Origin of the sequence: Kitasatospora sp. NPDC059648, from assembly GCF_042734825.1 — a bacterium.
Taxonomy (GTDB): Bacteria; Actinomycetota; Actinomycetes; order Streptomycetales; family Streptomycetaceae; genus Kitasatospora.
Genome location: NZ_JBHWDU010000074.1, coordinates 20879 through 42123 on the forward strand (window position 1 = coordinate 20879; position 21245 = coordinate 42123).

Here is a 21245-nt window from a genome sequence, read left to right on the forward strand (position 1 = left end):
TTCGGGACCCTACACCAAATCCGTCACTCAATGACACGCACACTCAACTTAGAGTAATGGCGACAGAGCGGGGAAATGCACTCGATTCCGACTGATCGGCCCGGTTGGCGGCGGCGCGCGGGAGGGGGCTCACGCGGCGCGCACGGGAGCACGCGACGGCGCCTGGCCATCGTGGCAGCCCTGGTCGCCGACCGTGCGGGTACGGTCGGCGACCGGCGGGTTCACCGGACCGCGGGGGCCAGGTCGTCGGGGAACAGCCGGAGCCGGTGGGCCAGCGCGGCCGCCTCGCCCCGGCCGCCGACCTGGAGCTTGCCGAGGATGTTGGACACGTGCACGCTTGCGGTCTTCGGAGAGATGTACAGCTCCTCGGCGATCTGCCGGTTGGTCCACCCCCGCGCGAGCAACCGGAGCACGTCCCGCTCACGGGGGGTGAGCCCGAAGGAGTCCCCGACGGCGGGCGCCGGGGCGGCCGCGGCGGCCGGGCGTGCGGCCGGGGCCAGGGTGAGCCCGGCCCGCTCCGCCAGGGCGGCGATCTGCGCCCCGAGCGGCCGGTCGCACCGGGCGTCCGCCAGTTCGGCCGCCTCGCGCAGCAGTTCGGTCGCGGCGTCCCGCCGGCCGGCCCGCACCTCCGCCTCGGCGCCCCGCAGCAGCGCGAGGGCCAGCGGGTACGGCAGGCCGGTCGGCCGCAGCTCGGCGACCGCCCGCGCCCACTGCTCCGGCGTGTCCGCGGCCGCCGCCCGGGCCAGTTCGGCCTCCAGCAGCCGGGCCCAGCCGTGGTGCAGCGGCGACTGGGCCCGCAGGTCGGCGCCCGCGGCGGCGATCGCGGCCAGCACCTCGGCCCGGCCCGCCTCGGCCTCCGGCAGCCCCAGGCTGTCCGCCTCCACCCCGGCGGCCTCCACCAGCAGCGGGTAGACGTCGGACTCGTAGCCGAGCCGCCCCTCCTCGGCGAGCGCGGCGAGCAGTTCGGCCCGGGCGTCCAGCGGCCGCCCGCCGTACGCGGCGAGCCGCACGGCCAGGCGGCTGATCGGCACGCTGTGCTGCGCCTGGCCGACCCGGTTCGCCGCCCTGGCCTGCGCCAGCAGCGTCGCCGCGGTGGCGAAGTCCCCCCGCAGCACGGCGAGGTCGCCGCGCATCCGGTCCAGGAACTCGGCGTGGGAGCCGGGCAGGCCGATCAGCTCGCTGGCGGCGAGCAGCTCCTCGGCCTCCCGGACCCGCCCGAGGTCGGCCAGCGCCTCGACCAGGTTGCCGGTCAGGATGGTGCCGATGTTGCGCTGCAGCCCGTTGCCGTCCGCGTACTCCAGGCCCTCCCGCGCCAGCCGGACGGCCTCCTCGGCCCGGCCCAGTCCGCGCTGCATGCTGGCCAGGTTGTTGATGCCGCGCAGCAGGAGGTCCGGTACGCCCAGCTGCCGGGCCCGCTCGACCGCCGCGGTCAGCTCGGCCAGCCCGCCCTCGGCGTCGCCCAGGAGGTCGTAGCGCAGGCTGCCGAGGGTCATCCGGGCGTGCACCTCGACCGAGTGCGCGCCGACCTGCTCGGCGATCCGGATCGCCCGCTCGGCCAGTTCCAGGTGTTCGAGGCGGGGCGACCTGACCACCGCTACCCCGGCGGCCAGGGCGAACACCTCGGCCTGCACCGCGGACGGCGGCAGGCCGTCCACCAGCCGGTGGGCGCGGGCGATCTCCTCGTCGTCGCCGGAGCGGCGCAGATTGCCCAGCATCCGGGCCCGGTTGATCCGGAACCAGGCCGAGCGCACCGGGTGCTCCGCCTCGTCGACCAGCCGGAGACCGCGCTTGGCCAGGCTCAGGCCGCGCTCCCGGTCTCCGCAGCGCCGGGCCGCGACCACCGCCTCGGCCAGCACGTCGACCAGCTGGATCCGGTCGCACTCGGCACCGGCCGGGCTGTGGTCGCAGGCGCCGGGCGGATAGGTCTCGGCCCAGTCGTACGGGCGCAGCGTGTGCGCCAGCACCTCCTCGGAGACCTGGTCCCACAGCTCCAGGGCGCGCTCCAGCATGCCGAGTTGCTCGGCGAAGGCGTTGCGGCGCCGGGCCGCGCGGGCGGCGTCCAGGGCCGTCGGCAGGGCGCGCGCCGGGTCGTGCGCGTGGTACCAGTAGTTGGCCAGCCGGGCGGGCAGCGCGTCGGCGGGGACGAGCTGCGGCCGGGCCTCCACGGCGAGCGCGAACTTGCGGTTGATCCGGTGCCGTTCGCCGGGCAGCAGATCGTCCGAGACCGCCTCGCGGACCAGCGCGTGCCGGAAGCGGTAGCCCTCGCCCTCGCTGTCAGGCCGCAGGATGTTGGCGCCGACGGCCGCCCGCAGCGCCTCGATCAGCGCCTCCTCGTCGTCCTCCAGGACGGCGGCCAGCAGGGCGTGCTCGACGTGCGAGCCGCCCTCGGCGGCGATCCGCACCACGCGCTGGGCCTCCTCGTCCAGCCCCTCGACCCGGACCAGCAGGATGTCCCGCAGCGAGTCGGTCAGCCCGGCGCCGCAGCCGTCCTCGAAGGCGGTGGCCAGCTCCTCGACGAAGAACGGGTTGCCCTCCGAGCGGCGGAGGATGCGGTCCACCAGCTGGTGGTCGGGGGCGGCGGTGCCGAGGATGCCGGCCAGCTGGGCGGCGACCTCGCGGCGGCCGAACCGCTCCAGCTCCAGCCGCTGGACGGTGCGCAGCCGTTCGAGCTCGGCCAGGAAGGGGCGCAGCGGGTGGCGGCGGTGCAGGTCGTCGGTGCGGTAGGTGGCGACCAGCAGCACCCGGGAGCGGTGCAGGGTGCGCACCAGGAAGGCCAGCAGTTCCCGGGTGGAGCGGTCGGACCAGTGCAGGTCCTCGACGGCGAGGACGAGGGTACGGTCCGCGCCGAACCGTTCGAACAGTCTCGCGGTGTGCTCGAACAGCCGGGCCCGGCCGTACTCGTCGTTGGGTTCGCCGTCCCCCTCGCCGAACTCGGAGAGCAGCCGCGCGAGGTGGCCCTCGCTGCCGGCCGCCGCGGCCTCGAACTCGGTGCCCAGCGAGCGGTGCAGCCGGCGCAGCGCGGCGGCCAGCGGCGCGTACGGCAGCCCCTCGGCGCCGACCTCCAGACAGCTGCCGAGCGTGGTGACCGCTCCCCCGTCGCAGGCCCGCTGGAGGAACTCCTCCAGCAGCCGGGTCTTGCCGATGCCAGCCTCGCCGCCGATCAGCACGGCCTGCGGGCTGCCGGTGCCCGCGCGGCGCAGCGCGTCGGTCAGTTCGGTGATCTCGCTGCCGCGGCCGACGAAGACGGGACTGACCGATATCTGCTGCATGGAGGCGAGCATGCCATAGCCGGAGCCGCCGGTGAGAGGGGTTATCTCCCCCGGCGAACGCCCGGAGGGGGAGGCGCTCTCCCGCGGCGCCTCCCCCTCCCGAACTCCCTCGGCACCGTCGTGGTGCCGCACCGTCAGCATTCCGGCTGACGCACGGGGCGCCGCTGGAAGCGGGCGGCCACCGGACGGCGGCGGAGGCGACGGGCCTGCCGGGCCTCGCGGACCAGGCGCTCGTGCTCGGCACGCAGTTCGAGCTCGTGGGCCTGCTGCTGGATGAGCTGGTACTCGATCACTTCGGGTTCCCCTTCGGGTTTCACCTTCGTTTCCCTGACGAGTAAGAGCTTCCTCCCCCAGAGGGGGATGCCACATCGGGAGCGTGCCCCATCTTCCGAAGGCCGACCGCCTTAGATGGGGGGCCAAAAAAGGTTTAAGGCCCTGTCCCACCTAGATATATAGGTGAGACAGGGCCTTAGGCCTTACTTAGGGGGCCTTAGACGCCTTAGATGCCTTAGGAAGGCGGGCTTGACGGCCTAGGACCCGGGGTGTTCTCCGGGCGCTCAGGCCGAGACGCCCAGCTTCTCCAGGATCAGGTCCTTCACGCGCGCCGCGTCCGCCTGGCCACGGGTGGCCTTCATGACCGCGCCGACCAGCGCGCCCACGGCCGCGATCTTGCCGTCGCGGATCTTGGCGGCGACGGCCTCGTTCTCGGCGATCGCCTGGTCGACGGCCGCGCCCAGGGCGGAGTCGTCCGAGACCACGGCCAGGCCGCGCTTCTCGACGACCTCGTCCGGCTCGCCCTCGCCGGCCAGCACGGCCTCGATGACCTGACGGGCCAGCTTGTCGTTCAGCTTGCCCTCGGCGACCAGCTCGGTGACCCGGGCGACCTGCGCCGGGGTGATCGGCTGCTCGCTCAGCTCGGTGCCGGTCTCGTTGGCGCGGCGGGCCAGCTCGCCCATCCACCACTTGCGGGCCTGGTCGGCCGGGGCACCGGCCGCGATGGTCTCCTGGATCGGCTCGACCGCACCGGCGTTGAGCACGGACTGCATGTCCTTGTCGGACAGGCCCCACTCGGCCTGCAGCCGGGCGCGACGCACCCGCGGCAGCTCCGGCAGCGCGGCGCGGAGCTCCTCGACCCACTCGCGGGAGGGGGCCACCGGCACCAGGTCCGGCTCGGGGAAGTAGCGGTAGTCCTCCGCGTTGTCCTTGATCCGGCCCGAGGTGGTGGTGCCGTCGTCCTCGTGGAAGTGGCGGGTCTCCTGGACGATGGTGCCGCCGTCGGTCAGCACGGTGGCGTGGCGCTGGATCTCGAACCGGGCGGCCCGCTCCACGCTGCGCAGCGAGTTGACGTTCTTGGTCTCGGAACGGGTGCCGAAGGTCTCGGTGCCGTTCGGGCGCAGCGACAGGTTGACGTCGCAGCGCATCTGGCCCTTGTCCATCCGGGCCTCGGAGACGCCCAGGGACTTGATCAGCTCGCGCAGCTCGGCGACGTACGCCTTGGCGACCTCGGGGGCGCGCTCGCCGGCGCCGACGATCGGCTTGGTGACGATCTCGATCAGCGGGATGCCGGCCCGGTTGTAGTCGAGCAGCGAGTGGGTGGCCCCGTGGATGCGGCCGGTGGCGCCGCCGACGTGGCTGGACTTGCCGGTGTCCTCCTCCATGTGGGCGCGCTCGATCTCCACGCGGAAGGTCGAGCCGTCCTCCAGCTGCACGTCGAGGTAGCCGTTGAAGGCGATCGGCTCGTCGTACTGCGAGGTCTGGAAGTTCTTGGGCATGTCCGGGTAGAAGTAGTTCTTCCGCGCGAACCGGCACCACTCGGCGATCTCGCAGTTCAGCGCCAGGCCGATCTTGACCGCCGACTCCACGCCCACCGCGTTGACCACCGGCAGCGAGCCGGGCAGGCCCAGGCAGGTCGGGCAGGTCTGGCTGTTCGGCTCGGCGCCCAGCTCGGTCGAGCAACCGCAGAACATCTTGGTCTTGGTACCGAGCTCGACGTGGACCTCAAGGCCCATCACCGGGTCGTACGACGCGAGAGCGTCCTCGTAGGAGACCAGGTTCATGACGCTCACAGCGTCCCTTCTCAACTCTAAAGACTCGGGAGGTACGGGCCCGGCCGCCGCGGTGCGCGGGGCCGGGCCTGGCGCTCAGCTCGGTTCAGCCCAGCAGCACGTCGTCGGAGCCCAGCTGGCGCAGCTCGCGCACCAGCAGGGCGGTGCCGGTGATCAGCGCGGCCGCGCCGACCAGGGCGTTGACCAGCTTGAGGGTGTCGTTCTCCTCGCGGGCCTTGCGGACGTCCTTGACCACGGAGACCGCACCGAAGGCGCTGGTGCCGATGGACAGCCAGAGACCGGGCTTCGAGTGCTTCCACCCCTTGATCGAAGCGGACTGGGCCCTGGCCTTCTCGATCTTGCTCACAGTGCCGGTACCTCCTCCAGCAGGGTGTGCCCCCACTTGTCGTTGAGTGCGGCCTCGACGGCGCCGCCCACTCGGTACAGGCGGTCGTCCGCCATCGCGGGAGCGATGATCTGCAGGCCGACCGGGAGATTGTCCTCCGGGGCCAGGCCGACCGGCAGCGACATGGCCGCGTTGCCCGCCAGGTTCGACGGAATCGTGCACAGGTCGGCCAGGTACATCGCCATCGGGTCGTCGGCGCGCTCGCCGATCGGGAAGGCGGTGGTCGGCGTGGTCGGCGAGACCAGGACGTCCACACCGGCGAAGGCGGCGTCGAAGTCGCGCGAGATCAGCGTGCGCACCTTCTGGGCCGAGCCGTAGTACGCGTCGTAGTAGCCCGAGGAGAGGGCGTAGGTGCCCAGGATGATGCGGCGCTTGACCTCGTCGCCGAAGCCGGCCTCGCGGGTCAGCGCGGTGACCTCCTCGGCCGAGCGCGAGCCGTCGTCGCCGACCCGCAGGCCGTAGCGCATGGCGTCGAAGCGGGCCAGGTTGGAGGAGCACTCCGACGGGGCGATCAGGTAGTACGCCGGCAGCGCCAGGGTGAAGGACGGGCAGGAGACCTCGACGACCTCGGCGCCCAGCTCGCGCAGCAGCTCCACCGACTCGTTGAAGCGCTGCATCACGCCGGCCTGGTAGCCCTCGCCGGCGAACTCCTTGACGACGCCGATCCGCATGCCGCGGATGTCGCGCATCCTCGCCGCCTCGACCACGGCCGGGACGGGCGCGTCGATCGAGGTGGAGTCCAGCGGGTCGTGCCCGGCGATGGCCTCGTGCAGGAGCGCCGCGTCCAGCACCGTACGGGCGCACGGGCCGCCCTGGTCCAGGCTGCTGGAGAAGGCGACCAGGCCGTAGCGGGACACCGAGCCGTAGGTCGGCTTGACGCCGACGGTGCCGGTGACGGCGCCGGGCTGGCGGATCGAGCCGCCGGTGTCGGTGCCGATCGCCAGCGGGGCCTCGAAGGCGGCCAGCGCGGCGGCCGAACCGCCGCCGGAGCCGCCGGGGATCCGGGTGAGGTCCCACGGGTTGCCGGTCGGGCCGTAGGCGGAGTTCTCGGTGGAGGAGCCCATCGCGAACTCGTCCATGTTGGTCTTGCCCAGGATGACGACGCCGGCGTCCTTGAGACGGGTGGTCAGGGTGGCGTCGTAGGGCGGGATCCAGCCCTCCAGCATCTTCGACCCGCAGGTGGTCGGGATGCCCTTGGTGGTGAAGACGTCCTTGAGCGCGAGCGGGACGCCGGCCAGCGGGCCCAGCTCATCGCCCTTGGCGCGCTTCTCGTCGACGGCCCTGGCCGCGGCCAGCGCGCCCTCGGTGTCGACGTGCAGGAAGGCGTTGACCTTCTTGTCGACGGCCTCGATGCGGTCCAGGTGCGCCTGGGCGACCTCGACGGCGGACACCTCGCCCTTGGCGATGGCGCCGGCGGTCTCGGCGGCGGTCCACCTAATGATCGGGGTGGGGATCATCTCGGTCATCTCGGTCAGTCCTCCCCGAGGATCTGCGGCACACGGAAACGCTGCTCCTCGGCGGCGGGGGCGCCGGACAGCGCCTGCTCCGGGGTGAGCGACGGCCGCACCTCGTCCGCGCGCATGACGTTGGTCAGCGGCAGCGGGTGGGAGGTCGGCGGGACGTCCTGTCCGGCGACCTCGGAAACGCGGGCGACCGCGCCGATGATCACGTCGAGCTGCTCGGCGAAGTGGTCCAGCTCTTCGGGCTTCAGCTCAAGACGCGACAGCCGGGCGAGGTGGGCGACCTCCTCGCGCGTGATGCCAGGCATGCAGCGATCCTCAGGGTGAGTTCTGGTGAGACCCGGCGACGCCTGCGGCGGTGCCGGGCCCGGGCAGGAGCAGCCGGGTTCGGCGCTCCGTCCTCGTGGTCTTTGGACCCCATCCTATGGGGCCCGGCCCGGCCACCGGCCAACGAGTGACCGCGGGCCCGCGTCACTGGGGCCTGGTACGGGCCCAACCCTGGGTGCCGGGCGCCGTGATGCCCACCTGGGCGGCCGGGAGCGCCTGGCCGCGCTGCACGGCCTGGACGGCCGGCGGCAGCACCGGCGGGAGCGTCGGCGGGAGCGCCGGGGGCCGCGCGGCGGGCTGCACCGCCGGCTTGATCGCGGAGGACTGGGCGACCGGCTTGATGATCGACGGGAGCTGCGGCGGGGCACCCAGGCGCTCCACGGTGGGGGCGCCGGTGGTGCGGTGCACCCGCAGCCAGGCGGTGGCCTGCTCGGCGGGCAGCGCGGCCGACACCAGCCAGCCCTGGACGGCGTCCACGCCCATGCGGTGCAGCCGCTCCCAGGTCTCGTCGTCCTCGACGCCCTCGGCGACCACGGTCAGGCCGAGCGAGTGGGCCAGCTCCACCGAGCAGCGGACCACCGCCGCGTCGTGGTCGTCGGCGACCATCCGGGAGACGAAGGAGCGGTCGATCTTCAGCTCGCCGACCGGCAGGCTGCGCAGCCGCACCAGCGAGGAGTGGCCGGTGCCGAAGTCGTCCAGGGACATCCCCACGCCGTAGCCGCGCAGCTCGGCGAGGGTGTCGGCGGCGCGCCGGGAGTCGTCCAGCAGCAGCCGCTCGGTGATCTCCAGCTGGAGCGCGTGGGCCGGCACCTGGTGGCGGACCAGGTGCCCGGCGACGCGCTGGGCGAAGCCGGGGTTGAGCACGTCGCGGGGCGAGACGTTGACCGCGACCTGCACCTGCAGGCCCTGGTCGCGCCAGTAGGCCAACTGGCCCACCGCCGCCTCCAGTACGTAGTCGGTGAGCCGGGGCATCAGGCCGCTGGACTCGGCGAGCCCGACGAACTCGTCCGGCGAGACCCTCCCCTGCCCGGGCCGCTCCCAGCGCAGCAGCGCCTCCAGGCCGACCACCCGGCCGTCGAAGGCCACCTTCGGCTGGTAGTGCAGCTGCACCTCGCCGGTCTCCAGGGCCCGGCGCAGGTCCCCCAGCAGGCCGATCCGGTACGGGGTGTCGGCGTCCTGGGTCTCGTCGTACTGGGCCACCCCGCTGCACTCGCGCTGGGCGTGGCCCATCGCCACGTCGGCGCGGCGCAGCAGCGACTCGGCGTCCTGGGCGCCCTGCGGGTAGACGCAGACGCCGGCGCTGGCCTCCAGCACCAGCAGCAGCCCGTCCAGGCGGATCGGTGCGGCGAGCTCGGCGATCAGCGCCTTGGCCACCCGTTCCAGGCTGTCGGGGCAGTTGATGCCGGGCATCAGGACGGCGAACTCGTCGCCGCCCATCCGGGCCACCATCGGGCGGCCGCGGCGGTAGTGCCGGGGCAGGCCGGCGAAGACGTCGTCGATGGACTCCCGGGTGGCGCTGCCGGCCGGGCCTCCGGAGCGCAGCGCCCGGTGGAGTCGGCGGGCGATGTGAACCAGCAGCCGGTCACCTGCCGTATGACCGAGTGTGTCATTGAGTGATCGGAAGCGATCGAGGTCAAGCAGGATGAGACCGACGCTGTAGCCCTCCTCGCGCTCGACGATCGCCTCCTGGGCGGCCAGCAGTAAGGCCTGACGGTTGGGCAGGTCCGTCAGCGGGTCGGTCAGCTGGTCGCGGGCGCGGTCCCGGGCGATCCGCCAGGCCGCCACCAGGACGGCCAGCGGCACCGCGAACAGCGGCAGCAGCTCGGGTTCGTACCGGTAGACCAGGACGGCCAGCGGGATGAGCGGCGCGGCTCCGGCCAGCAGCACGCCGAGCAGCAGGACCGCACCTGCCACCCCCTGCGGCGGGCGTGTGGGCGCGCCGCCGGTCGTACGATCCATAAGCCCTGTCCTCCGTCGGGCCCGCCCCGTCAGGCCGCCTTACGGTGAGGCACCGTGCTGGTACCGGCAGCTGCCGGGCATGGAGCGACCCCGAGGAGCACCGGCTCAGCCGGTGCCCCCACCCCTGCTGACACTCTGTTGCGCTCCAGGGTATGCCGGGGTCCACCCGGTGGGCAGACTTTCGGACAACCGGAAACGCGCCACCGCGCCCGGGTGTCGCACAGTGACACAATGCCCGCTTTCACTGGACGGCACCCGGTGACGTTGCATCAGGACGATAACAACACGGATCCGGCCACCGGCCGATCGGGTCCGCTCCGGATCAGCCCTCGGCGGGGTCGCCGGCGGGCCCGGCGGCCTCCTCGGGCTCCGGAAGTCCCAGGTGGGCGCGGGCCGCCGACGGTCCGTCGGCCAGCAGCACGGCGAAGCCCGCATCGTCCAGGACGGGCAGTCCGAGCTGAACCGCCTTGTCGTACTTGGATCCTGGGTTGTCACCAACGACCACAAAATCGGTCTTTTTCGAAACTGAACCGGTCACCTTCGCTCCGCGCGAGGTCAGCGCCTCCTTGGCACCGTCCCGGGTGTGGCCGGACAGCGTCCCCGTCACGACCACCGTCAGGCCCTCCAGCGGGCGCTCCGCGGCCTCCTCGTCCTCGAACTCCTCGGTGAAGCGGACGCCCGCGGCGCGCCACTTCTCCAGGATGTCCCGGTGCCACTCCTCCTCGAACCACTCCTTGATCGAGCGGGCGATGGTCGGGCCGACTCCCTCGACCGCGGCCAGTTCCTCCTCGGTGGCCGAGAAGACCCGGTCCAGGTCGCGGAACTCCCGGGCCAGCTCCTGGGCCGCGACCGGGCCGACGTGCCGGATCGACAGGCCGTTGAGGAAGCGCCACAGCGGACGCTCCTTCGCCCCCTCCAGGTTGTCCAGCAGCGTCCGGAGCGACTTCTTCGGCTCGCCCTTGGTGGTCGCGAAGAAGAACACCTCCTTCTCCTTGCCGGTCCGGTCGTCCAGCTTGGGCATGCCGGTCCTCTGGTCGCGCACCAGCACCTTGATCGGCAGCAGCTGCTCCTCCGTCAGCCCGAAGACGTCGCCCTCGTTGCGCACCGGCGCCTCGGCCGGCTCCAGCGGCTGGGTCAGCGCGGTGGCCGCGACGTACCCGAGCCCCTCGACGTCCAGGCAGGAGCGCCCGCCGAGGAAGGCGATCCGCTCCCGGATCTGGGCCGGGCAGTGCTGGGCGTTGGGGCAGCGCAGGTCGATGTCCCCCTCGGACATCGGGCGCAGCTCGGTGGCGCACTCCGGGCAGTGCGAGGGCATCACGAAGGCCTGCTCCGTGCCGTCCCGCAGGTCGTAGACCGGACCGAGGATCTCCGGGATGACGTCACCGGCCTTGCGCAGCACCACCGTGTCGCCCAACAGGACGTCCTTGGCCTTGACGATCTCCTGGTTGTGCAGCGTCGCGTACTGCACCATCGAGCCGGCCACCTTCACCGGCTCGGCCAGCACCGCGTACGGGGTGGCCCGGCCGGTGCGGCCGATGCCGACCTTGATCTCGGCGAGCTTGCCGGTCACCTCCTCCGGCGGGTACTTCCAGGCGATCGCCCAGCGCGGGGACTTGGAGGTGGTGCCGAGCCGGCCCTGCAGGGCGATCTCGTCCACCTTGACCACGACGCCGTCGATCTCGTGCTCGACCGAGTGCCGCTGCTCGCCGAAGTGCTTGATGAAGGCCCGGACTTCGGCCAGGCTCCCGACCACCTTGTTGTGCCGGGCGGTGGGCAGGCCCCAGTCGTGCAGCAGCCGGTAGGCGTGCGACTGGTTGTCGATGTCGAAGCCGACGCGGGCGCCGATGCCGTGCACCACCATGTGCAGCGGGCGGGAGGCGGTGACGTGCGGGTCCTTCTGGCGCAGCGAACCGGCGGCCGCGTTGCGCGGGTTCATGAACAGCCGGATCATCGCCCGGGGCCGCTTGCCCTCCTTGGCGCGCTCCTCGTTCTCCTGCCGGCGGCGCTCGTTCTCCTCCGAGAACGAGGCGTTGAGCGCGAGGAACTCCTCGGTCGGGAAGTAGACCTCGCCGCGGATCTCCACCAGCTCGGGGACGTCGTCGCCCCTGAGCCGGTGCGGGATCTCCTTGATGGTGCGGATGTTGGCGGTGATGTCCTCGCCGACCCGGCCGTCGCCGCGGGTCGCCGCCTGCACCAACTGGCCTTTCTCGTAGGTGAGGTTGACGGCCAGGCCGTCCACCTTGAGCTCGCACAGGTAGTGGTAGTCGATGCCGTGCAGCTCGGTGGCGACCCGGTCCGCCCAGGCGCCCAACTCCTCGTCGTCCATCGCGTTGTCGAGGCTGAGCAGGCGCTCGCGGTGCTCGACCGCGGCGAACAGCTCGGTGGGGGCGCCGCCGACCCGCTGGGTCGGCGACTCCGGCGTCACCAGGGCCGGGTGCTCGGCCTCGATCGCCTCCAGCTCGCGCATCAGCGCGTCGAACTCGGCGTCGCTGACGACCGGCGCGTCCTGCTCGTAGTACCGGGCGCGGTGGTCGGTGATCTCCTGCGCCAGCTCGGCGTGCCGTCGGCGCACCTCCGCCGGAACGTCCTCCCAGCCCTCGACAGCCGTCACCGCAAGCCCTCCTACGTTCTCATTCCGGGTTGTCCACCAGGCTCTGCGCCGCCCGCGCCGCGAGCGACAGCGCCCTGCGCGCGTACGCCGGGGAGGCCCCGGCGAGCCCGCAGGCCGGCGTCACCAGCACGCGGCGGCCCAGCAGCTCCGGAGCGAACCCGAGCCTGCGCCACAAGGTCCTGACCCCCTGGACACTACCGGCCGGGTCGGACACCGCCTGGTCAGTGGCGGGGACGACACCAGCGAGGATCACCGTGCCGCCCTCCACCGCCTCGCCCAGGTCGTCGTCCTGGCGCTCGCTGAGGAGGGAGAGGTCCAGCGAGATCCCCGCGACCCCGGCCCGGCGCAGCAGCGGGACCGGGACGTCCGGGGCGCAGGAGTGCACGACGACGGGCGCGTCCAGGCCGCGGACCAGCTCCCGCAGCACCTCCTCGGCGACCTGCCGGTCCACGGCGCGCAGCCGCTGGAAGCCGCTGGCGGTCTTCACCTGCCCGGCCAGCACGGCGGGCAGCGAGGGCTCGTCCAGCTGGAGGACCACCTCCGCGCCCGGCACCCGCTTGCGGACCTCCGCGAGGTGGCGGCGCAGGCCCTCGGTGAGCGAACCGGCGATGTCCCGGCAGGCACCGGAGTCGGCGAGCGCCTTCTCGCCGTGCTTGAGCTCGATGTTCGCCGCCAGCGTCCACGGGCCGACGGCCTGGACCTTCAGCGCGCCCCGGTGGCCCTGGGTGAACTCCTCCAGGGCGTCCAGGTCCTCGCCGAGCCAGGAGTGGGCCCGACGGGTGTCCCGGCCGGGACGGTCGGCGAACCGCCAGCCGCTGGGCTCGGTCTGCGCGAAGAGTTCGACCAGCAGCCCGGCGCTGCGGCCGATCATGTCGGCGCCCGGACCGCGCGCGGGCAGCTCGGGCAGGAAGGGCAGGTGCTCCAGCGCGCCGGTGGAGGTCCTGGCGGCCTCCCGGGCGTCGGTGCCGGGCAGCGAGCCGACGCCGGTGGCGGCGCCGCGCAGGTCGGGGAAGGGGTGTCCGGTGCTCACCCGTCCGAGCCTAGTGCGCGGCGCCGTCTCCGTTCCTCGGAGCCCCGTTCAGCGCCGTGTTCAGCGCCGTGTTCAGCGCCCCGGGCGGACGGTGAGGTCGGTGATCTCGGCGTCCCGGGAGGCGTCCAGGGCGGCGAGGACGGCCTTCGCGACGGACTCCGGCTCGATCCAGCGGTCGGCCTCGTACTCCTTGCCCTCCTGCTGGTGCACCTTGGCCTGCATCGCGGTGGCGGTGCGGCCCGGGTAGACCGAGGTGACCCGGACGCCGTTGGCGTGCTCCTCGTGGCGCAGCGAGTCGGCCAGCGCCTTGAGCCCGTGCTTGCTGGCCGCGTACGCCGACCAGTCGGCGTGGGCGGCGAGGCCGGCGCCGGAGTTGACGAACACCACGTGGCCCTTGGACTGCCGCAGCGAGGGCAGCAGCAGGCGGGTCAGCTCGGCGGGGGCCAGCAGGTTGACGTTCAGCGTGTCCTGCCAGGCCTTCAGCGGCAGGTCGCCGACCGGCCCGAGCTCGACCACGCCCGCGACGTGCAGCAGCGAGTCGAGGGTGACGGGCAGCGTCTGGTGCCCGAACGCCCAGGACAGCTTGCCCGGGTCGGCGAGGTCGCCGACCAGGGTGTTGGCGCCCGGGAAGCGGTCGCGCAGTTCGGCGGCCCGGCGGGCGTCACGGGCGAGCAGCCAGAGCTCGTCCCCGCGCCCGGCGAGCTTCTCGGTCAGGACGGCGCCGATGCCGGAGCCGGCGCCGGTGATCAGATGTGCGGCCATGGTTCCGATCCTCTCAGGCCTTGAGCTGCGCGAACACCTCGGCGGGCGTATCGGCGAAGCCGATCAGCTCGGTGAGCGGACGCGGCAGGAAGCCCTCGGCGTCCATCCTCTCCAGCTGGGTGCGCAGCCCCGAGTAGAAGCCCTCGGTGTCCAGGACGACGACCGGCTTCTCGAACATCCCGTGCTTCTTGAGCTCCAGCACCTCGGTGACCTCGTCCAAGGTCCCCAGCCCGCCGACCAGGACGACGATGGCGTCCGCGCGGGACGCCAGCTCCGCCTTCCGCTCGGCGAGGTCGCGGGTCATCACCAGCTCGTCGGCGCCGACGTACCCCTTGTGCTTCAGCATCTCGACCATCACCCCGACGAGCCGGCCGCCCGCCGCCTTCACCTCGTCGGCGAGCAGGCCCATCAGTCCGGCGTTCGAGCCTCCCCACACCAGGGTGTGGCCGCCCTCGCCGAGGAGCCGGGCGAACTCGGCGGCGGGGGCGGAGTAACGGTCGTCGAGCGAGTACGCGGAGCAGAAGACGCAGATATTCATAGTGCCGACTGGTCTATCACGCCCGCCCGCCCCCACTCACCGGCATTAACGCCCCGCCCCCGGCCGCCGCCTGCTCACGGGTGCTGGAAGAGCACCTCCGGGTTGGCCGCCGACGGGCCGTCCAGCAGGGGCTGGTCGGTGCCCTTCAGGGTCCGGTCGAAGAAGGCGCCGACGTACTCCCGGGTCAGCTGCATGCCGCGCTCCGCCGAGGTGGTCGTCCCGGGAGGGGACGGAATGCCGATCTCGGCGGCCAGGACCGGGACGTCCGTGAAGGTGGAGTGGTTGGCGCCCGCGACAGCCAGCCAGGGCTTGTAGCCGTCCCAGCCTGCCCAGGCCTTCCCCCAGGACGTCTCCCCGCCACCGACGGCGTGGTCGCTCTCCTTGCCGAGCAGGAGGAACGGGCGCCCGTCGGGCTTGTCGGTCGGGACCGAGGGCCAGAACGCCCCGTCCATGTTCACCCCGGCCAGGATCCGCCGGTCCTCGGCCATCGCCGTCAGCGCCGACATGCCGCCGACCGAGTGCCCGGCCATGCCGATGCGGTCACGGTCGATCAGGTGCGCCAGGCGCCAGGCCGGGTGCTGCCCGGTCAGCCGGTCCAGCACGAAGGACACGTCCTTCGCCCGGCTGTCGGGGAGCGCGTCCGGTGCGCCGGTGTCGCACAGCGCGCAGCCCGGGGTGCTGCCGTCGGCGAGCGTCTCGCCGGAGTCCTCGTAGGTGTGGCCGACCAGGGCCACCACGTAGCCGCGGCCGGCCAGGTCGGTCGCCAGACCGGTCAGCGTGGCGCGGGGGTTCTCGAAACCGGGCGAGAGGACCACCAGCGGGAACTTCCCGCCCACGGCCTTCGCGCCGGTGTAGGCGTGGGTGTCGATGTCCACGACGTCCTGCGGCCGGAGCCCGGCACCCGACGGGACCCGCGTCGCCACGAAGCCCTGTGCCTCGCCGAGGGTCATGTACGGAGCGGGCTCGCCGGTGCCGGGCCGGGCCGGGTAGAACATCGACACTGCCAGCTGCCGCGGCCCGGCCGACGGCACCCACGGATCGGTGCGGTCCTGATCGGTCAGGTGCAGCACCTCCTCCCCCACCGCGTACCGCCCGGTCGGGCGGGGCAGCTCGGCGTGGAAGGCGGCAGGAGCAACGGCCGCGGCGGCAGCCGTAGTCGCGGACGGGGACGGCGAGGCCAGCGCGGCCCCGGCCATCGGCATCGGCAGGACGAGGACGAGCGCGGCGACGGCCGCGATACGACGGGATCGGTTCATGCCCCCGACGCTAGGTTCGCGGCCCGCACCCTCGGATCAGCCCGACGGATGCCTTCTCCGGCCACGGTCATCCGGGCGGTTCAGCGGCATCATCCATCCGGATGACGCCGCCATGGCCCGCTCAGGCGTGGACGGCCGGGCGCTCCGTCGTGGCGATGGTGGCGGAGCCGACGACGCGGGTGCCGTCGTACAGCACCACCGCCTGGCCGGGGGCGATGCCGCGGGCCGGGGTGTCGAGGCGGACGTGGAGGATGTCGTCGACCATCGAGGCGGAGACGGGCACCTCCTCGCCGTGGGCGCGGAGCTGGGCGGTGTAGCGGCCCTCGGTGAGGGGCTCGGTGCCGCACCAGCGGGGGCGGATGGCGGTCAGGGCGGCGACGTCGAGGCCCTCGACGGGGCCGACGGTGACGGTGTTGTTCACCGGGGAGATGTCGAGGACGTAGCGCGGCTTGCCGTCGGCGGCCGGGCGGCCGATCCGCAGGCCCTTGCGCTGGCCGATGGTGAAGCCGTAGGCGCCGTCGTGCTCGCCGAGCTTGGTGCCGTCGACGTCGAGGATGTCGCCGGTGGCGGTGCCGAGGTGCCGGGCCAGGAAGCCCTGGGTGTCGCCGTCGGCGATGAAGCAGATGTCGTGGCTGTCGGGCTTCTTGGCGACGGCCAGCCCGCGGCGCTCGGCCTCGGCCCGGATCTCCTCCTTGGTGGTGTCGCCGAGCGGGAAGAGGGAGTGGGCGAGCTGCTCGGCGTCGAGCACGCCGAGGACGTAGGACTGGTCCTTGGCGCCGTCCACCGCGCGGTGCAGCTCGCGCTCGCCGGAGGGCAGGTCGACGATCCGGGCGTAGTGGCCGGTGCAGACGGCGTCGAAGCCGAGGGCGATCGCCTTGTCCAGCAGCGCGGCGAACTTGATCTTCTCGTTGCAGCGCAGGCAGGGGTTCGGGGTCCTCCCGGCCGCGTACTCGGCGACGAAGTCGTCGATGACGTCCTCGCGGAAGCGCTCGGCGAGGTCCCAGACGTAGAAGGGGATGCCGATCACGTCGGCGGCCCGCCAGGCGTCCCGGGAGTCCTCGATGGTGCAGCAGCCGCGCGCGCCGGTGCGGAAAGACTGCGGATTGGCGGAGAGCGCCAGGTGGACGCCGGTCACCTCGTGCCCGGCTTCGACGGCGCGGGCGGCGGCGACGGCGGAGTCGACTCCGCCGGACATCGCCGCGAGCACGCGCAGACGGCCGGTGGACGGAGTGGTCGGGGCACCCGGGAAGTCAGTCATGGTGAGTACAAGCGTACGGGGCCGCCGGACATGCCCGGCCCCGTACGGCGGGCTACCGGCGTACCGTCGCCAGCCCGGCATTGCGGGCCCGCTGCACCGCCGGGCCGATCGCGGCCGCCAGCGCCGCGACGTCCTCGCGCACCGAGGTGTGACCGAGCGAGAACCGCAGCGAGGCCCGCGCCAGCAGCGGGTCGACGCCCATCGCGAGCAGCACGTGGCTGGGCTGCGGCACCCCGGCCGAGCAGGCCGAGCCGGTGGAGCACTCGATGCCCTGGGCGTCCAGCAGCATCAGCAGGGCGTCGCCCTCGCAGCCGGGGAAGGAGAAGTGGGCGTTGGCGGGCAGCCTGCCCTCCGCGGACGGGTCGCCGTTGAGGACCGCGTCCGGGACGGCCGCCAGCACCCCGGCCACCAGGTCGTCGCGCAGCGCGCCCAGCGCCACCGCGTGCTCGGCCCGGTGCTCGACGGCCCAGGCCCCGGCGGCCGCGAAGCCCGCGGCGGCGGGGGCGTCCAGGGTGCCGGAGCGTACGTCGCGCTCCTGGCCACCGCCGTGCAGCAGCGGGACGGGCGTGGCGCCGCGGGAGAGCAGCAGCGCGCCGATGCCGAACGGGCCGCCGATCTTGTGACCGGTGACGGTGAGTGCGGTGAGCCCCGACTCGGCGAAGGAGACCGGGACCTGACCCAGCGCCTGCACCGCGTCGGCGTGCATCGGGATGCCGTACTCGGCGGCCACCGCGGCGAGTTCGCGCACCGGCTGGACGGTGCCGACCTCGTTATTGGCCCACATCACGGTGACCAGGGCCACCGACGCCGGGTCGCGCTCGATCGCCGCCCGCAGTTCCGCGGGGTGCACCCGGCCGTAGCCGTCCACCGGCAGGTACTCGACCGTCGCGCCCTCGTGCTCGGAGAGCCAGTGCACCGCGTCCAGCACCGCATGGTGCTCGACCGGGCTGGACAGCACCCGGGTGCGGGCCGGATCGGCGTCCCGGCGGGACCAGTACAGGCCCTTGACCGCCAGGTTGTCCGACTCGGTGCCGCCGCCGGTGAACACGATCTCGCTCGGGCGGGCGCCCAGCGACTCGGCCAGCGACTCGCGGGACTCCTCGACCACCCGGCGGGCCCGGCGGCCGGCCGCGTGCAGGGCCGAGGCGTTGCCGACCACCCCCAGGTGCGCCGTCATCGCGGCGATCGCCTCGGGCAGCATCGGCGTGGTCGCCGCATGGTCCAGGTATGGCATAACCATCCGATTGTAGAGGCCGTGCCCCGACGCCCCACCAGGCGCGCGCCGATCCGGCCACCGATCCGAACGCCGGCGCCCGGCACTGGTTTGTACCACTGCACCGCCCAGCGGTTAGCCTGACGAACACTTCTCGAACGAGTTCCAGGGGGCGTCCATGTCGCAGTCGGTCGACCGCGCACTGACGCTGCTCGGCTCGCTCGGCGACGGGCCGCTCTCGCTGGAGCAGGCAGCGAGCAGCCTCGGGGTGCACAAGTCCACCGCGCTGCGGCTGCTGCGCACCCTGGAGGAGCACGGATTCGTCCGGCGCCAGTCCGATCTGCGCTACCGGGTCGGCGGCCGGGTGCTCTCGCTGGCCCACCGCGCCCTGGAGGACTTCGACGTCCGGCAGGTGGCCGCGCCCTACCTGGCCGCGCTCAACGCCCGCTGCGGCTACACCGCCCAGCTGGCCGTGCTGCACGACGGCGAGGTGCTCTACCTGGACGAGGTGGGCCCGCCGCCGGCCACCCTGCCGCCCCGGATCGGGCGCCGCGCCCCGGTGACCGGCACGGCCGTCGGGCGGGTGCTGCTCGCCGGACTGCCCGAGGACGGCACCCGCGAGGAGGAGCTGCCGGGCGAGCTGGCGGCGGTGCGCCGCCGGGGCTGGGCGGCCGAGTCGGCGGAGCACCGGGAACCGGTGACCTGCGTGGCCGCGCCGGTCGCGGGCAGCGGCGGGCGGACGGTCGCGGCCTGCGCGCTGAGCGCCCCGGCCAGCCAGGTGCCGCCGGCCGTACTGGCCCGGATGCTGCCGGAGCTGCTCTGCACGGCCGAGGCGATCTCGCTGGCGTGCGGCGGCTCGCCTACTCCTCGCTGGTGCGAGAACCGTTGCGGTGCCAGGCCCGCGGGGCGCGCCAGCCGTACTTCAGGGCGAGCATCCGCAGCCCGAAGGCGGTGAGCGCGGCGGCGGTGCCGGTGGCGCCGGTGAGCCGGTCGGCACCGATCAGGACGGCCACCAGGGCGGCGCCGACCAGAGCCGGGACGGCGTAGATCTCGCGGTCCCAGCGCAGCAGCGAGGGGATCTCCCCGGCCAGCACGTCGCGGATCACGCCGCCGCCCGCCGCGGTCACCATGCCCAGCGCGATCGCGGCGACCGCGCCCAGCCCGTAGTCGTGCGCCTTGGCGGTCCCGGTGACGCAGAAGAGCCCGAGGCCGAGCGCGTCCAGGGTCTGCACCGCGCGGTTGATCCGTTCGACCTCGGGGTGCAGGAAGAACACCACCAGCGCGGCCGCGAGCGGGGTCACGAAGTACCCGAGGTTGGTGAAGGCGGCCACCGGGGTCGCCCCGATGACCAGGTCGCGGATCACCCCGCCGCCCAGGGCGGTGGCCTCCGCGAGCACACAGATCCCGAAGATGTCCATGTTCTTGCGCACGGCGAGCAGCCCTCCGGAGAGGGCGAAGACGAAGATGCCGGCCAGGTCGAGCGATTGCTGCACGTCGGAGGGGAAGATCTGCGAACTCACCGTCCATGTGTACCCGATGCGCCGCACCTCCCCGGACATCGGTCACAGTTCGGATGAAACCGTCTCGCGGGACGCGCCGCGCCACCGCGCCGCCCCATGCCCCACCGCGCTCCGCTAACCTCCCGCGTGTGAAGCTCATCGGACGCGCATCCCAACGCCAGAACTCCCGAACCGCCGGGGGCGGCGCAGCCTCCGCCGCCTCGTCGAGGCTCGGTTGGCTCGACGCCCTGCGCGGCATAGCCGCGCTCTCCGTCGCGATCTACCACCTGGCGCTGCCGTTCTACTGGCTCCACATCGAGCACGAACCGCGCAACTTCGGGGATCCGGGCATCTTCGGCGTGATGCTGTTCTTCCTGGTCAGCGGGTACATCATCCCGGCCTCGCTGGAGCGGCGCGGCGACGTCCGCTCGTTCTGGGCGGGCCGGTACTTCCGGATCTACCCGGTGGTGATCGTCACCGTGGTCGTGAGCCTGCTGGTACTGCCCCGCAACCACTCGGTCATCCAGGGCTTCGCCTTCGACCACCCGCTGCTCTCGCTGGCGGGCAACGCCACGATGGTCCAGGACCTGACGGGCATCCCTAACGTCATCGGCGTGATGTGGACGCTCACCTATGAAATGATCTTCTATTTCCTGGTGACGGCCCTGTTCGTCAACGGCCGGCACCGGCAGAGCGCCCCGATCGCGATCGGCTTCGCGGGCGGCGCGCTGCTCCTCGGCTCCTGGCTGCCGCTCGGCCTGCTCACGGCCGACGGCGGCCTGCCCGCCAACCGGCACCTGGCGCTGGCCGTCCTGGTCATCGTGGTCACCGCGATGGTCTGCTTCCTCACCGGCCGGGCCGACCTGACCCGCTGGGGCGGGACGATGCTCGGCGGGCTGGGCCTGGTGCTGGTCCTGCTGAACGGGCGCTCCGCCGCCTTCGAGACCCTGATGATCTTCGCCACGATGTTCGCCGGGACGGTCCTGTACCGGCTGGAGCACGGCCAGATCGACCGCATGCCGGCCCTGCTGTGCTGCGGCTTCGTCCTCACCGCCGGCGTCCTGTGCGGCTACATGTACAACCGCGACAACGCACTGTGGCGGACCTGGAGCGAGTCCTGGCAGGCCTTCTCCGGCGCCTACCTGGGCGCCTGGGTCGTCTTCGCGATCGGCATGCTGCTGCGGCGCCGCCGCTTCCCGCGCTGGCTGACCTGGCTGGGCACGATCAGCTACTCGGTCTACCTCCTGCACAACCCGCTCATCCACTTCATGAACTGGAAGCTGGAGAACCGGCCGCCCTTCACCTCCTGGCAGGACCGCAGCCTCCAGTTCTTCGGACTGATGGCCGCCCTGCTGGTGATCAGCTACCTCAGCTACCGCCTGATCGAGATCCCGTTCCAGAACCTGGGCCGCAAGGCGATCAAGGCGCTGAACCGCCGCTTCCCCTCCGACCTGCCGCCCGCCCGTCCGGCCGCCCCGGCCGCGCGCGAGCCGCAGCCGGCCGAGCCGGCACGGGAGGCGGAGCCCGTCGCCGGCCGCGGCTGACGCCGCCGGCGCGCACGCACGAGGCCGCCCGCTCCCGTCTCCGGGGGCGGGCGGCCTCGTGCGTGCGG

Annotated in this window: 16 protein-coding genes and 1 pseudogene; 2 read left to right on the plus strand and 15 right to left on the minus strand. The window is 73.0% G+C overall.

From position 1 onward, the window contains the following. Positions 1-221 precede the first annotated feature (221 nt). The 14 genes and pseudogenes from ACFV1W_RS31180 to ACFV1W_RS31245 form a co-directional block, all read right to left on the minus strand. On the minus strand, positions 222-3269 hold the full coding sequence (locus tag ACFV1W_RS31180; protein ID WP_380420606.1) for an AAA family ATPase: 3048 nt from the start codon (positions 3267-3269) through the stop codon (positions 222-224). A gap of 134 nt (positions 3270-3403) precedes the next feature. Next, complete coding sequence (locus tag ACFV1W_RS31185) at positions 3404-3562, minus strand: hypothetical protein (protein WP_363442236.1); 159 nt, start codon at positions 3560-3562, stop codon at positions 3404-3406. A gap of 264 nt (positions 3563-3826) precedes the next feature. Further along, on the minus strand, positions 3827-5335 hold the full coding sequence (gatB, locus tag ACFV1W_RS31190) for an Asp-tRNA(Asn)/Glu-tRNA(Gln) amidotransferase subunit GatB (RefSeq protein WP_380420607.1): 1509 nt from the start codon (positions 5333-5335) through the stop codon (positions 3827-3829). Between the two features lie 85 nt (positions 5336-5420). Continuing rightward, positions 5421-5681, minus strand: coding sequence for a hypothetical protein (locus ACFV1W_RS31195; RefSeq protein WP_380420608.1), 261 nt, complete (start codon positions 5679-5681; stop codon positions 5421-5423). Continuing rightward, entirely contained in the window at positions 5678-7177 is a 1500-nt protein-coding gene (gatA, locus tag ACFV1W_RS31200; protein ID WP_380420621.1) for an Asp-tRNA(Asn)/Glu-tRNA(Gln) amidotransferase subunit GatA, read from the minus strand. The genes ACFV1W_RS31195 and gatA overlap by 4 nt, the downstream gene beginning before the upstream one ends. A 14-nt stretch (positions 7178-7191) precedes the next feature. Further along, positions 7192-7488 (minus strand): Asp-tRNA(Asn)/Glu-tRNA(Gln) amidotransferase subunit GatC, encoded by a 297-nt coding sequence (gatC, locus tag ACFV1W_RS31205; RefSeq protein WP_030057414.1) that lies wholly within the window; start codon positions 7486-7488, stop codon positions 7192-7194. 163 nt (positions 7489-7651) lie between these two features. Beyond that, a pseudogene (locus ACFV1W_RS31210) lies at positions 7652-9403 on the minus strand (putative bifunctional diguanylate cyclase/phosphodiesterase); the annotation flags it as partial. Between the two features lie 385 nt (positions 9404-9788). Then, positions 9789-12077, minus strand: coding sequence for an NAD-dependent DNA ligase LigA (gene ligA, locus ACFV1W_RS31215; protein ID WP_380420609.1), 2289 nt, complete (start codon positions 12075-12077; stop codon positions 9789-9791). 19 nt (positions 12078-12096) lie between these two features. Beyond that, positions 12097-13107: a methionine synthase gene (locus ACFV1W_RS31220; RefSeq protein WP_380420610.1), complete on the minus strand. Its 1011-nt coding sequence runs from the start codon at positions 13105-13107 to the stop codon at positions 12097-12099. Between the two features lie 72 nt (positions 13108-13179). After that, the gene (locus ACFV1W_RS31225; RefSeq protein ID WP_380420611.1) at positions 13180-13869 is read right to left on the minus strand and encodes an SDR family oxidoreductase; all 690 of its coding nucleotides are present in this window, start codon (positions 13867-13869) and stop codon (positions 13180-13182) included. 13 nt (positions 13870-13882) lie between these two features. Further along, positions 13883-14407: a TIGR00730 family Rossman fold protein gene (locus ACFV1W_RS31230; RefSeq protein ID WP_380420612.1), complete on the minus strand. Its 525-nt coding sequence runs from the start codon at positions 14405-14407 to the stop codon at positions 13883-13885. A gap of 74 nt (positions 14408-14481) precedes the next feature. Then, complete coding sequence (locus ACFV1W_RS31235) at positions 14482-15663, minus strand: alpha/beta hydrolase family protein (RefSeq protein WP_380420613.1); 1182 nt, start codon at positions 15661-15663, stop codon at positions 14482-14484. Between the two features lie 121 nt (positions 15664-15784). After that, a complete protein-coding gene (mnmA, locus tag ACFV1W_RS31240; protein WP_380420614.1) occupies positions 15785-16921 on the minus strand; it encodes a tRNA 2-thiouridine(34) synthase MnmA in 1137 nt (378 codons plus the stop codon). Positions 16922-16973: 52 nt separating this feature from the next. Further along, positions 16974-18155, minus strand: a complete 1182-nt coding sequence (locus tag ACFV1W_RS31245) for a cysteine desulfurase family protein (protein ID WP_380420615.1) — start codon at positions 18153-18155, stop codon at positions 16974-16976. A 157-nt stretch (positions 18156-18312) separates the two neighbouring features. Between ACFV1W_RS31245 and ACFV1W_RS31250 the strand changes: the two genes are divergently transcribed. Then, positions 18313-19089, plus strand: coding sequence for an IclR family transcriptional regulator (locus ACFV1W_RS31250; protein ID WP_380420616.1), 777 nt, complete (start codon positions 18313-18315; stop codon positions 19087-19089). Here the strand turns inward: ACFV1W_RS31250 and ACFV1W_RS31255 are convergent. Then, the gene (locus ACFV1W_RS31255) at positions 18995-19654 is read right to left on the minus strand and encodes a trimeric intracellular cation channel family protein (protein WP_380420617.1); all 660 of its coding nucleotides are present in this window, start codon (positions 19652-19654) and stop codon (positions 18995-18997) included. The two genes, ACFV1W_RS31250 and ACFV1W_RS31255, sit on opposite strands and share 95 nt — an antisense overlap. A gap of 128 nt (positions 19655-19782) precedes the next feature. Between ACFV1W_RS31255 and ACFV1W_RS31260 the strand changes: the two genes are divergently transcribed. After that, complete coding sequence (locus tag ACFV1W_RS31260; protein ID WP_380420618.1) at positions 19783-21177, plus strand: acyltransferase family protein; 1395 nt, start codon at positions 19783-19785, stop codon at positions 21175-21177. The last annotated feature ends 68 nt before the right edge of the window (positions 21178-21245 follow it).